The sequence below is a fragment of the Piscibacillus sp. B03 genome (assembly GCF_052246295.1).
In the GTDB taxonomy this organism is placed as follows: Bacteria; Bacillota; Bacilli; order Bacillales; family Alkalibacillaceae; genus Piscibacillus.
In genome coordinates this window covers 141,839-154,317 of sequence record NZ_JBQQCO010000004.1, presented here as the reverse complement: position 1 = coordinate 154,317, position 12,479 = coordinate 141,839, and the positions used below count along the sequence as shown (strand labels likewise).

The 12,479-nt window shown below is 39.2% G+C and carries 11 protein-coding genes; 4 read left to right on the top strand and 7 right to left on the bottom strand.

Going from position 1 to position 12,479, the window contains the following annotated elements; translation table 11 throughout:
- Nucleotides 1-419 precede the first annotated feature (419 nt).
- Nucleotides 420-953 (top strand): DUF2254 family protein, encoded by a 534-nt coding sequence (locus tag ACTWQB_RS04720; protein WP_443138025.1) that lies wholly within the window; start codon nt 420-422, stop codon nt 951-953.
- Nucleotides 954-1,131: 178 nt separating this feature from the next.
- Here the strand turns inward: ACTWQB_RS04720 and ACTWQB_RS04715 are convergent, their stop codons facing one another.
- The 7 genes from ACTWQB_RS04715 to ACTWQB_RS04685 all read right to left on the bottom strand — a co-directional run bounded on the left by ACTWQB_RS04715 (nt 1,132) and on the right by ACTWQB_RS04685 (nt 6,878).
- Nucleotides 1,132-1,362 (bottom strand): helix-turn-helix domain-containing protein, encoded by a 231-nt coding sequence (locus ACTWQB_RS04715; RefSeq protein WP_443138024.1) that lies wholly within the window; start codon nt 1,360-1,362, stop codon nt 1,132-1,134.
- Between the two features lie 10 nt (nt 1,363-1,372).
- A complete protein-coding gene (locus tag ACTWQB_RS04710) occupies nt 1,373-1,855 on the bottom strand; it encodes a DUF2975 domain-containing protein (protein WP_443138023.1) in 483 nt (160 codons plus the stop codon).
- Nucleotides 1,856-2,010: 155 nt separating this feature from the next.
- The gene (locus ACTWQB_RS04705) at nt 2,011-2,418 is read right to left on the bottom strand and encodes a hypothetical protein (RefSeq protein WP_443138022.1); all 408 of its coding nucleotides are present in this window, start codon (nt 2,416-2,418) and stop codon (nt 2,011-2,013) included.
- A 138-nt stretch (nt 2,419-2,556) separates the two neighbouring features.
- On the bottom strand, nt 2,557-4,458 hold the full coding sequence (locus ACTWQB_RS04700) for a heavy metal translocating P-type ATPase (protein WP_443138021.1): 1,902 nt from the start codon (nt 4,456-4,458) through the stop codon (nt 2,557-2,559).
- A 254-nt stretch (nt 4,459-4,712) separates the two neighbouring features.
- Nucleotides 4,713-5,057, bottom strand: coding sequence for a fluoride efflux transporter FluC (locus tag ACTWQB_RS04695; RefSeq protein ID WP_443138020.1), 345 nt, complete (start codon nt 5,055-5,057; stop codon nt 4,713-4,715).
- Nucleotides 5,054-5,443, bottom strand: coding sequence for a fluoride efflux transporter FluC (locus ACTWQB_RS04690; RefSeq protein WP_443138019.1), 390 nt, complete (start codon nt 5,441-5,443; stop codon nt 5,054-5,056). The genes ACTWQB_RS04695 and ACTWQB_RS04690 overlap by 4 nt, the downstream gene beginning before the upstream one ends.
- 52 nt (nt 5,444-5,495) lie before the next feature.
- Nucleotides 5,496-6,878, bottom strand: a complete 1,383-nt coding sequence (locus ACTWQB_RS04685) for a glycine--tRNA ligase (RefSeq protein ID WP_443138018.1) — start codon at nt 6,876-6,878, stop codon at nt 5,496-5,498.
- Nucleotides 6,879-7,512: 634 nt separating this feature from the next.
- Between ACTWQB_RS04685 and ACTWQB_RS04680 the strand changes: the two genes are divergently transcribed.
- The 3 genes from ACTWQB_RS04680 to ligA are packed head-to-tail and all read left to right on the top strand — an operon-like array spanning nt 7,513 to nt 12,472.
- Nucleotides 7,513-8,208, top strand: coding sequence for a heptaprenylglyceryl phosphate synthase (locus ACTWQB_RS04680; protein ID WP_443138033.1), 696 nt, complete (start codon nt 7,513-7,515; stop codon nt 8,206-8,208).
- Between the two features lie 13 nt (nt 8,209-8,221).
- Complete coding sequence (gene pcrA, locus ACTWQB_RS04675; protein ID WP_443138017.1) at nt 8,222-10,459, top strand: DNA helicase PcrA; 2,238 nt, start codon at nt 8,222-8,224, stop codon at nt 10,457-10,459.
- Nucleotides 10,460-10,474: 15 nt separating this feature from the next.
- Nucleotides 10,475-12,472, top strand: coding sequence for an NAD-dependent DNA ligase LigA (gene ligA / locus ACTWQB_RS04670; RefSeq protein ID WP_443138016.1), 1,998 nt, complete (start codon nt 10,475-10,477; stop codon nt 12,470-12,472).
- The last annotated feature ends 7 nt before the right edge of the window (nt 12,473-12,479 follow it).

Sequence of the window (12,479 nt, the reverse complement as noted above, 5' to 3'; positions counted from 1 at the left end):
GTGAGCAATGTAATGGAGAAATGTATCCTGTTGAATATATTGATGTTAGAGGTAAAACGCATACATTCAAAGGTAAGCACTAACCCAAAAGAGGACCGGACGTGGTTTTTACGTCCGGTTTTTCTTATGTTAGCATTTTTATCCTTGTCTTTTAAGTTTTATCTAGTGGGTCAAGGGACATCGCGCTCTTTCCTTAAGTGCAATTTTACTAGACATTTTTTTGTATACTAGACAATTCATTGCTTTTACTAGACAAAATCACAAATTTACTAGACAAAATTTGAATTTTACTAGAAGATTTTTTGAAATATTAGACAAAACTCATTTAATGATATTCAAAAAGGAAAAAATTGCACTTTTAAAACTGCTGTGAAGGGGAATGAATTAACTATGCCAAAGACAAGAAAGAAGGACTTCTAATGAATAAAGGCAAGATCTGGATTAATGTAAGAGATAGTTTCTGGTTCCTACCAGCCATATATAGCATGTTATCATTATTAGCTGTAGCAGTTATCAGTTTAATGGATCAATGGGTTTTATCGGCCATAAAAAACGATATTCCATCTATATTTTTAACTGAAAAAAGTGTTACTCAGACGATTTATGGATCTATGGTAACAGCCATTCTAACGATGACAACGATTAGCTTCTCTACCATCATGGTTGTTTTATCTACGTATAGCACGCAATTTTCTCCACGAACTTTACAAGATTTTATGAAAAGCCGGGTGACCCAACACGTTTTAGGTGTTTTCTCATTTGGGTTTATCTTCTCGCTCGTGAACTTATTTTTAGTAGGCAAGGATCCGAGCTCTGAGTTGTTCAGCCCATTTTTTGCAATAGTTGTATCCATTATTTGTTTGGCATTCTTTTTACTATTTATTCATCACTCATCACGATTTTTGAAGGTGAATAATTTAATTGGTTCAATCCGTTCAGATACTTCTAACTGATTCAAAAGGCTTTTCAAGAGTTCAAAAGTTAGCTACGGCCTGTGGTGAAGAAATTCAGCTTAGGTAAATAAAATAAGAAGTGGGGCAACAGATGACGCCACCATAAATAAGACGAATACTAGGTGATATACTATCACCCAATATTCGTCTTCATTTTTTGATGTAATCCCCACACATTTTATCCCTTCTGGTCAGGTGCTTCTTCATCGTCACGATACTCTAATATATCCCCGGGCTGGCAATCTAGCGCTTTACAGATTGCCTCTAAAGTTGAAAAACGCACTGCTTTTGCTTTACCGTTTTTCAAAATCGATAGGTTCGCCATCGTAATCCCTACTCGTTCAGATAGTTCTGTTACACTCATTTTCCTTTTCGCTAGCATGACATCGATATTGATTATAATCGCCATGTTTTTCACCTCAAACCGTTAGCTCGTTCTCAGATTTAATATAAAAAGCTTCATGTAATAATTTTTGTAATAGAGCCGCGAACACGGCAACCACCATTGAAGCAAAAATAATAATCATTCCTATTAGGATAATGCCGGGCGCATCGTCTCTTTCCGCTATTAGATAAAAAAGCGGCATGCCAATCGCATACAATCCACTAATCGAAATGGCACAGTACTTAATCAACTTCAAGGCTTTCACAGATAACTCGGAGAAAGCTTTATTCTTATCAATATAGTTTAACAGTTTGAAAGCTTGATACAAAGCATAATAGAAAGGGATAGCCGTAGTATAAAATAATAGCATGATTAAATATTTAATGTATGACATTTCAGGATAAAGCTCAGCTGCAAACTCACCTATCTTTGGTACTAAGAAAATACACAAAGCTAAAATCGGAAGACCGATGAGAATAACAGCTAATCTTAAAAACAACGTTGATCCATTTCTCATAAGAGCACCTCACTTGTGTTAATAATTATATTTTATTATAAAATTTATCGTTTATCAATAAAAAGTTATTGAATAAAATTACGAGTTTACTATTAATTTATTGATTTAATCAAACACAAAAAAGCTTGGGCAGGGCCAAAGCTTTTTATGAACCCTTAATGAAATTGAGCTTCATTAATAAAATTCGCACTAGCCCATTCTCCTTCACGTTTAAACAACTCATATACAACATTAAAATCCTTTGGTGGTTGATCTACCCACTCTAGGAGAGTTCGTACGATTGGTTCTTTCTCAGTGAAGTAAATAAGGAAGACTTCAGCCTGTTCGTGGAGGCGTGTGGTCCAAATTTGGGAACGCGCCATCACCATTGAATAATATGTTCGAATGAGTTTACGAGCGAAATTCTGTGTATATGTTATAAAGTCTTCTTCATGAGAAGCTGTTTCTAACCTTTTTAACGCCCGGTTAAAAACCTCATTAATTTTATCTTTACTAACATCACTTATAATGTAACCACGCTTATCCAGACCATATCCGGCTATTAAGCTCGTTATTTCAATCACCGCCTTTTTATTATCTAAGCATTTTCATAATTAGATCACTAAACCTACAGTACTTTATTTGTTAGTTCCTTTAAACTTTATGTTTATCTTACACAAACATCATATAAAAAAGAACCTCACGCAAGAGGTTCCTCCCGATTACCCTTTTAGTAGACGAAGACCATTCAAGATCACGAGAATTGTACTGCCTTCGTGGCCGATGACGCCTAGTGGAAGTGTTAAGTTTTGGGCAAAGTTAGCTGTGATTAATAGTATAATAACAGCAATTGAAAATATGAGATTTTGTTTAATGATTCGGTTCAGTTTTGTTGATAGTTTGTAAGAACGTTCAATTTTGTGAAGTTCGCTGTTCATCAAGACTAAGTCCGATGTTTCAATCGCAACGTCTGTTCCATTGCCCATTGCGATTCCAATATCGGCTTTCGCTATAGCAGGTGCGTCATTTACACCATCGCCGACCATGGCGACAGACCCGTAAGCTTCTCTAAGTTTTTCAACTTGTAAAACCTTCTCCTCTGGTAAACATTCCGAAATCCATTCGGTCAAACCAGCTTCATGACCAATTGAGGCGGCAGTCTGTTCATGGTCACCAGTAATCATGATTGTTTTAACACCTTGTTGATTTAAAAATTGAATGAGTGCCTTGGCTTCTGGTCTAATTTGGTCTTTGACGCCAATTACAGCAACCAACTTATCATCTTTAGCCACATAGACAACAGTTTTGCCTTCACTTTGAAGTAATTCACGTTTTTTACGTAATACATCTGGAAAAACATCCACCTTCTCAATAAGTCGTTCGTTTCCGAGCATCCATACACTTTCGCCAATCATAGCTCTAACTCCTTGGCCAGGTAAGTCTTCAGTTGACTGTACAGAAACTTGCCCAGTACTATCACCAGCTTCAGCAAATGAGACGATCGCACGTGCTAATGGGTGACTCGACTGTTTTTCAATCGCTAGGATGTTTTGTAAAATGTCTTCGTCATCTATTACAGTTTCAAAGTCCGTAACCTCCGGCTCGCCTTTTGTAATCGTTCCTGTCTTATCAAAAGCAACAGCTTTAACTTTAGATAGCTGTTCTAAATAGGTGCCGCCTTTCATTAAGACGCCATTTCTTGCTCCTGAACTGATTGCGGATAATAAGGCAGGCATGATGGAGGCGACGACTGCGCAAGGTGATGCAACTACTAGTAACACCATGGCTCGGTAAAAGGTTTGGTCAAAACTCCAATCAAAAGCGAATGGTGGTATGACGAGCATGAGTGATACGACGAGTAATACAGTCACAACATACGGGCCTTCAATTTTTTCTATCAATTGTTGAGAAGGAGGGCGATTTCCTTTAGCTTCTTCAACAAGACGAATCATCTTTTGAAATAGCGAATCTTCATCCTTTTTAGTCACTTCAACAACAATTGAACCACTTCCGTTCATTGTCCCGTTAAACACCTCATCCCCAACGTCTTTATTGACAGGCATCGATTCACCTGTAATCGTAGACTCATCAATGGATGTGATCCCGCTCATAATTTTTCCATCTGCAGGGACACGCTCACCATTTCTAATTAAAATTCTATCTCCTATTTTAAGCTGGCTTACCCGAACTGGCGTGACTGTATCATGCTCGGTTATTAGGTTTGCTTCTTCTGGTGCTAGTTTAATAAGTTTGGATAGATCTTTTTCACTTTTTTGTAGAGAGTAAGTTTCCAGCGCTCCACTTAATGAAAAGATGAAAATCAGGATAGCACCCTCATGCCAATAACCAATTGATGCAGCTCCAACAGCTGCTATGATCATTAAAATTTCAACGTTTAAGCTTCTATCATAAATGAGGTCTTCAATGCCTTCTTTTGCTTTATAGTATCCGCCTATTATGTAGGCGAGAGTATAAAGCATGGCTACCCAAATGCCATTTGCTTGATTCATTTCACTTAAGTAAGCAAGTAATAGTAAAAGTCCACCAACAATAGCAAAAACGAGCTCTTTATGAACGGATATTTTCTCTAAAAATGGTTGTTTATACGTATTGGATAATTCCATCACATTCCCCTCCAATTTATGTGTGAGTGACAAAACCTGCAGGTAAAAGTCAAGGACATGCAGCTAAATTCGAAAAACCTGCAGGTAAATTAAGAAAACATACAGGTAAATTCAAATAACCTGCAGGTAATTCATTAAAACCTGCAGCTAAATCTGAAAAACTTGCAGGTAAACACTTAATTGTAAAAGTTATTACTTTATAATAATTATAAATAAATAATAACACACTTCACCCAAGGTGGTAAGTGTTTTGCTTAAAATAGTAAAAATGTAAGGGTGAAGGCTAGGATTGAGCCTAGAATAGTAGTGGTGAGATATAATATGAAGGTAATCCATTGTTGTTCCTGAATGAGCTTTATGGACTCAACGCTGAAGGTAGAAAAGGTTGTAAACGCACCAAGAAAGCCGATAGCGAAAAACGTAAAGACATATTGAGTTTCTACGAAAATGGCCATGACAATGCCGAGAAGTGCTGAGCCGATTAGGTTGACAACAAGTGTCGAAAAAGGGAAGGGGTGCTTTTTCTCGAACAAGTTGACAACTTCAAAACGACTAATCGCTCCAAGTGTGCCGCCTAGGGCTAAAATCAATAGGTTCATGCTGTTTGGCCCCTTTCGTATAGGTTTTTAATAATCCAAAAGCCCAGCATGGCTAATAAAATACCACCAATTACTGAAGCTAGAGCATACGCCAAAAATTGGCCGCCAGAGCTCTCTAACAACAGAGTGGCATCGGCTGCGAACATCGACATGGTTGTAAAAGATCCACAAAATCCGACGCCAAATAATAAGTGCAAAGTATTGTTTTTCTTAAAATATAAGTAGGCTGTAAAACCTCCTAAAAGTAAACTTCCGACTAAATTGACGATTAAGGTGCCTGTTGGGAAAGCGGAAAAGCTAAAAAATTCAGTGATACCTCCTCTAGCTAGTGTCCCTATAGCACCACCTAAGCCTACCCACAGCCAATCCGATAGACGTGCTTTCATCATGATTCCTCCGTATACTTAAAGCCCCTACTTGATGTAGAGGCTTTAGAGTTTAGTATTTCACTTTGTCTTGTAAGAAAGTTTTTAGTTCAGAAATTGGCATACGTTTTTGTTCCATCGTGTCACGGTCCCGCACGGTTACTTGACCATCTTCTTTTGAATCGAAGTCATACGTAATACAGAATGGCGTTCCGATTTCATCGTGGCGGCGGTAACGTTTACCGATCGAACCTGATTCATCGTAGTCGACCATGAAGTCTTGAGATAAGTCAGCGAAAACTTCCTGAGCCTCTTCACTTAGCTTTTTAGATAACGGGAAGATCGCAGCTTTAAATGGTGCAATCGCTGGGTGGAATTTCATCACTGTACGAGACGAACCATCTTCAAGCTCTTCTTCTTCATATGCATCAGATAAGAAGGCTAACGCTAAACGGTCTGCGCCTAATGCTGGCTCGATAACATACGGTACATAGCGTTCGTTGGTTTGTTGATCAATATACTGCATATCTTCTCCAGAGTGCTCGGCATGTTTACTTAAGTCGTAATCTGTACGAGACGCAATGCCCCATAGCTCGCCCCAGCCGAATGGGAACTGATACTCTAAATCAGTTGTAGCGTTACTATAGTGTGATAATTCGTCTGCGTCATGTTCACGGCGACGAATTCTGTCATTGTCTAACCCTAAATCCGTTAACCAGTTGTGACAGAAGTCTAACCAATAGTTATACCATTCCATCTCTTCTCCTGGTTTACAGAAAAATTCCATCTCCATTTGTTCGAACTCACGCGTACGGAAAATGAAGTTGCCAGGTGTAATTTCGTTACGGAAACTTTTACCGATTTGCGCAATACCGAAAGGCAGCTTCTTACGCATAGAGCGTTGAACATTTTTAAAGTTGACGAAAATACCTTGCGCTGTTTCAGGACGCATGTAAATTTCGTCTGAAGAATCTTCTGTGACGCCTTGGTGAGTTTTGAACATTAAGTTGAACTGACGAATGTCTGTGAAATTGCTTGAGCCACAGTTCGGGCACGTAATACCTTCTTCTTGGATGATTTTTTCTAATTCGTCAAAAGGTAATCCGTCGACAACACGTTCTTCGCCTTTTGCTTCAAAATGATTTTCGATTAGATGGTCAGCGCGGTGACGTGACTTACAATCTTTACAATCAATCATTGGGTCGTTAAAGTTACCTAAGTGACCAGATGCTTCCCACGTTTTTGGGTTCATTAGAATAGCTGCGTCTAGGCCGACGTTGTATGGTGACTGTTGGACGAATTTTTTCCACCATGCGTCTTTTAAGTTTTTCTTCACTTCAACACCTAATGGGCCGTAATCCCAAGTGTTCGCTAGGCCACCATAGATTTCTGAGCCTTGAAAAACAAATCCACGATGCTTAGCGTGATTCACTAATTGCTCCATATCTTTTGCCATTGTAATTGGCCTCCTTTTTAATTATTAATTTAAGTTAGTTTGAAAGTGGGGATGGGCGAAAGGCGGCGACTCCTGCGGGAACAGCACGAGCTGAAAATCACTCCGAACGAGTTGTACGAGTTCGGAGAAGTTGAAGCCGTGCCCGCGGAAAGCGTCCGCCTGTAGCTCATATTTGAACATTTAACTAAAAAACTCTCGTCCACTTGGGCCTTAATCAGCCCAGGGACGAGAGTAGACCTCCCGCGGTTCCACCCTGATTGACACGCATTTACACACATGCCCTCTTTCAGAACGAAAACTCCAGGTCGCCGTTTCACTAAACCATACTTTCAGGCTCACACTATCCCTGAATCGCTTGTAGCATCGAGCTTAGCTACTATTAACCCTTCAACGTTTTATGTAATTGATATCTTATATTAGCATATTGTACCACGTTTCTCAACTTTTATGAAGTGTTTAAAGAAAAGCTAAAGCGCCCGTTTATACTTTATTAATCTGATAATAAAGCCTAAAATCCCTTCATTCATATTAACAAAAAATTAACACTTTATAACGAGGGATGAAACTCTCAAACTCCTGGTTAATTTCTGATATAATGAGAAGGCGAAGAAGTCAGTTGGAGGAATTAATCGTGATTGAAGATTATCGACAATGGAGACACATATTTAAGCTTGATCCGAACAAAAAAATTTCCGATGATGATCTAGAAGCGCTTTGTGAATCTGGCACAGATGCGATTATCGTTGGTGGAACAGATGATGTGACGTTAGATGACGTGCTGAACATGCTTGCGCGTGTAAGACGTTTTACAGTTCCGTGCATTTTAGAAGTATCCAATATAGAGTCCGTAACACCTGGTTTTGACTTTTATTTCATTCCAATGGTGTTAAATAGTGAAGACCGTAAATGGATTGTAGGATTACACCAGGAAGCTGTCAAAGCTTATGGTGAGTTCATTGATTGGGAAGAACTATTAACTGAAGGGTACATAATGCTGAACCCAGATTCAAAAGCTTATCAATATACTAATTCAATTCGATTAGATGAAGAAGATGTTGTGGCTTATGCTCAGACAGCTGAAAAGTTAATGCGTCTTCCATTTGTCTATTTAGAATACAGCGGTACCTATGGGGACCCTAAATTAGTTAAAAATGTTCATGATGCCCTAGATGAGGCTGTGTTAATCTATGGTGGTGGCATTACCACTAAAGAACAAGCAACAGAAATGGCTGAGCGTTCTGACATTGTCGTTGTCGGCAATGTCATTTATGACGATATAAAAGCAGCACTCCGAACGGTACATGCTGTCAAAAAAGTGAATTCGAAATAAAGGTGGGTCTAAGTTGAGTTTAACAGCCAATGAAATATTAAGTGGCATGAATCAACCGCAACAAGAAGCGGTTCAACATACAGAAGGGCCATTACTCATTATGGCCGGTGCAGGTAGTGGTAAGACGAGAGTATTAACACACCGTATTGCTTACTTACTTGCAGAAAAAGATGTGAATCCATACAACATATTAGCGATTACATTTACGAATAAAGCAGCACGCGAGATGAAAGACCGTGTTGAGCGTCTAGTCGGGGATGATGCAAAGGACATTATTATGTCAACATTCCACTCGTTATGTGTTAGGATTTTACGCCGTGACGGTGACCGAATTGGTATTGACCGAAACTTTGCCATCTATGACATGACAGACCAACTTCAAGCAGTAAAAGAATCTCTCCGAATGAATAATGTTGATTCGAAACAGTACGATCCAAAGTCTGTTTTATTCGCGATTAGTGGTGCAAAAAACCAACTCAAAACACCTCAACAACTTAAAAATGAAGCGAACAATTATTATGAAGAAGTCATTGCCCAGTTATATGAAACGTATCAAGCTATTTTAAGGAAAAACCAAGCACTTGATTTTGACGGTCTCATCATGGAGACGTTCCATTTATTTGATCGTGTGCCTGAGACATTAAAATTTTATCAGAACCGATTTCAATACATACATGTCGATGAGTATCAGGATACGAACCGTGCCCAATATCAGCTAGTCAAGTTATTAGCTTCCCGGTTTAAAAACTTATGTGTTGTAGGTGACTCTGATCAGTCGATTTATAAATGGCGCGGCGCAGATATTTATAACATTTTATCGTTTGAAGAAGATTATCCGAATGCCAAAGTTATTCTGTTGGAACAAAACTACCGTTCAACGAAAACAATTCTTGATGCGGCCAATACAGTGATTGAGCAGAATACATCTAGAAAGCCAAAGCATTTATGGACGGACAACCCTGATGGAACTAAAATTCGTCTATACGAAGCATATGATGAGCGCCAAGAAGCCCGGTACATTATTGATCAAATACAAGAAATTATAGATGAAGGTAAGCGCGATTATCGTGATTTTGCCATTCTTTATCGTACGAACGCTCAGTCACGTGCTATGGAGGATGTTCTAATGAAGTCTAACATCCCTTATCAAATTATTGGCGGCACTAAGTTCTATGATCGTAAAGAGATTAAGGATTTGTTAGCTTACTTAAGGTTAATTGCCAATCCACATGATGATATTAGTTTTTTACGTGTCGTTAACGTCCCGAAGCGTGGAATTGGAAAAACGTCAGTTGAAAAACTACAAATGCATGCGGAAATGAGCGATCAATCGCTTTATGATGCTATATTAGAATCTGATTTTACCGGTATCTCAAAGAAAGCTGTCAATCAACTTCATAACTTCAGAACGTTAATTGAGCAGTGGCGTAAGCAGCAGGAATTTTTAACTGTCACAGAGCTTGTCCAAGAAGTGTTAACACGCTCTGGTTACGAAGAGGAGTTAAATAAAGATAAATCATTAGAAGCTCAGGGCCGGTTAGAGAATCTAGATGAGTTCAAAACCGTAACAAAACAATTCGAGGAGACGAACGAAGAGGACCAATCACTCATTGCGTTTCTTACTGACTTAGCACTGGTGTCAGACCTGGATTCAACGGATGAAGAGACGGATAACAAGGTTACGCTAATGACGTTACACTCAGCAAAAGGTCTAGAATTTCCAATTGTCTTTTTAATAGGATTAGAAGAAAATATCTTCCCTCATAGTCGTTCGTTATTTGATGAAGAGGAAATGGAAGAAGAACGTCGATTGGCATATGTTGGAATCACACGTGCTGAACAGCTTCTTTATATCACTTACGCTTCATCGCGTACGTTCTTTGGACGTCGCCAAAGCAACCAACGTAGTCGATTTATCGATGAGATTCCAGAAGAATTAATGGAGCGAGAAGGAACGTTAAGTAATATGACGTTCCAAGCTGGTGGTAGCTTTGATCAAGCAATAAATCAGCTGTCATCTAAAGAAGTACAACCAAAACCTAAACGCCGAGCTAAGAAGATTAATCCGAAGCCATCAACACCACAAGACTGGTCTCCTGGTGATAAAGTTGAGCACAAGAAGTGGGGAGTCGGTACCATTGTGAAGGTTGTAGGTGAAGGGGATAACCAAGAGTTAGACATCGCGTTTCCATCACCAGTCGGCGTTAAGCGGTTGTTAGCCAACTTTGCTCCTGTGAATAAAATCGAATAAAAGAGGTGGCCTTTCATGAATCGTGAAGAAGCTACGAAGAAAATTGAAGAACTTAAAGATGAACTACATCAATATAACTATGAATATCACGTATTAGATGACCCATCTGTGCCTGACCATGTCTATGACAAAAAGCTTCATGAACTAATAGAGCTTGAAACACAGTTTCCAGACTTATTAACGGATGATTCTCCAAGTCAGCGCGTTGGGGGAGAGCCGTTAGATAAATTTGTGAAAGTGGACCATGAAGTTCCAATGCTAAGTCTCGGTAATGCGTTTGGTGAAGAGGATTTACGCGATTTTGACCGACGAATTCGTGAGCAGGTAAACAATTATCGTTATGTGTGTGAGCTTAAAATAGATGGACTTGCTGTTTCTCTAACTTATGAGGATGGTAAGTTCGTTAGAGGTGCAACTCGTGGTGACGGTAAGACTGGTGAGGACATCACGAATAACTTAAAAACAATTAAAAGTATTCCGCTAAAAATCAAAGAAAACGAAACGATTGAAGTTCGTGGGGAAGCTTATATGCCAAAGCGATCATTTCTTGCGTTAAATGAAGCCCGTGAAGCTGAGGGGTTAGAAGTTTTCGCTAACCCAAGAAACGCCGCGGCAGGATCGTTACGTCAACTCGATCCAAAGATTGCCGCTAAACGTAATTTAAGTATGTTTGTCTATAGTGTAGGAAAATGGGAAGCAGGTTCGATCGGTAGCCATAGTGAGCGTTTAGAATACTTGAAAAAGCTTGGCTTCAAAACAAACCCAGAAACTCGTACGTTTGATAGCATTGAAGATGTTATTAAATACACAGAAGAATGGACGTTAAAGCGTAGTGAATTAGATTATGAAATCGATGGAATTGTCATTAAAGTTGACTCAATCGATCAGCAAGAAGAGCTCGGATTTACTGCTAAAAGTCCACGCTGGGCCATTGCTTATAAGTTTCCAGCAGAAGAGGCAGTGACAAAGCTTTATGAGATTGAGTTAAGTGTCGGCCGAACAGGTGCCATTACACCAACAGCGATTTTAGAACCAGTACAAGTGGCGGGCACAACGGTCTCTAGAGCGTCCTTACACAATGAAGATTTAATTATTGAAAAAGATATCCGTATTGGTGACACGGTTGTTATTAAAAAGGCAGGTGACATTATCCCTGAAGTGGTGCGTGTCGTTGATGAAGAACGCACTGGAGATGAGAAAGTTTTTAGAATGCCTGAAAACTGTCCTGTTTGTGGTAGCAAGATTGAGAAAGTCGATGATGAAGTTGCTTATCGTTGTTTAAATCCGAATTGCGAAGCTCAGTTAAAAGAAGGTCTAATTCATTTTGTATCGCGGAATGCAATGAATATTGATGGACTTGGCGAGAAAGTCATTGAACAACTTTTTGATAATGACTTAATTCATACCATAGCTGATCTTTATAAATTAAACCATGAAGATTTAATTCAACTTGAGCGAATGGGTGAAAAATCAGTTTCGAATTTATTAACAGCCATTGATGCTTCTAAAGAAAATTCACTTGAGCGATTGTTATTTGGACTCGGAATACGTTATGTCGGTAGTAAGGCAGCGGATACGTTAGCGTCACATTTTAAAACGATGGACCATTTAATGGATGCATCTGTAGAGGAATTAGAAGCAGTACCTGAAATTGGTTCAAAGATGGCAGAGTCCATTGCAACATATTTTGATAAGCCACAAGTACAAGAGCTAATTGACGAGTTAAAAGAATTGGGATTGAACATGGATTATCTCGGTATGAGCGTTGAAGTAAGCTCGGATTCAGTTTTCTTTGAAAAAACAATTGTTTTAACGGGGAAACTTGAGCAATTATCACGTGGTGAAGCGAAGGAACGAATCGAAGCGTTAGGTGGGAAAGTCACAGGAAGCGTTAGTAAGAAAACAGATCTCCTTATAGCGGGGGAAGATGCCGGTTCGAAACTTGATAAAGCGAAGAAACTAGACGTTGAAGTTTGGAATGAGCAACAATTGATGGATGCACTCGATGCATAGGGAGTGG

Bases quoted from the DNA above. Each gene is read 5' to 3' on its own strand.
- ligA (WP_443138016.1), top strand. From the start codon at position 10,475: ATGAATCGTGAAGAAGCTACGAAGAAAATTGAAGAACTTAAAGATGAA.
- ACTWQB_RS04690 (WP_443138019.1), bottom strand. From the start codon at position 5,443: ATGAAAGCACGTCTATCGGATTGGCTGTGGGTAGGCTTAGGTGGTGCT.
- ACTWQB_RS04695 (WP_443138020.1), bottom strand. From the start codon at position 5,057: ATGAACCTATTGATTTTAGCCCTAGGCGGCACACTTGGAGCGATTAGT.
- ACTWQB_RS04715 (WP_443138024.1), bottom strand. From the start codon at position 1,362: ATGGCGATTATAATCAATATCGATGTCATGCTAGCGAAAAGGAAAATG.
- ACTWQB_RS04700 (WP_443138021.1), bottom strand. From the start codon at position 4,458: ATGGAATTATCCAATACGTATAAACAACCATTTTTAGAGAAAATATCC.
- ACTWQB_RS04720 (WP_443138025.1), top strand. From the start codon at position 420: ATGAATAAAGGCAAGATCTGGATTAATGTAAGAGATAGTTTCTGGTTC.
- ACTWQB_RS04685 (WP_443138018.1), bottom strand. From the start codon at position 6,878: ATGGCAAAAGATATGGAGCAATTAGTGAATCACGCTAAGCATCGTGGA.
- ACTWQB_RS04710 (WP_443138023.1), bottom strand. From the start codon at position 1,855: ATGAGAAATGGATCAACGTTGTTTTTAAGATTAGCTGTTATTCTCATC.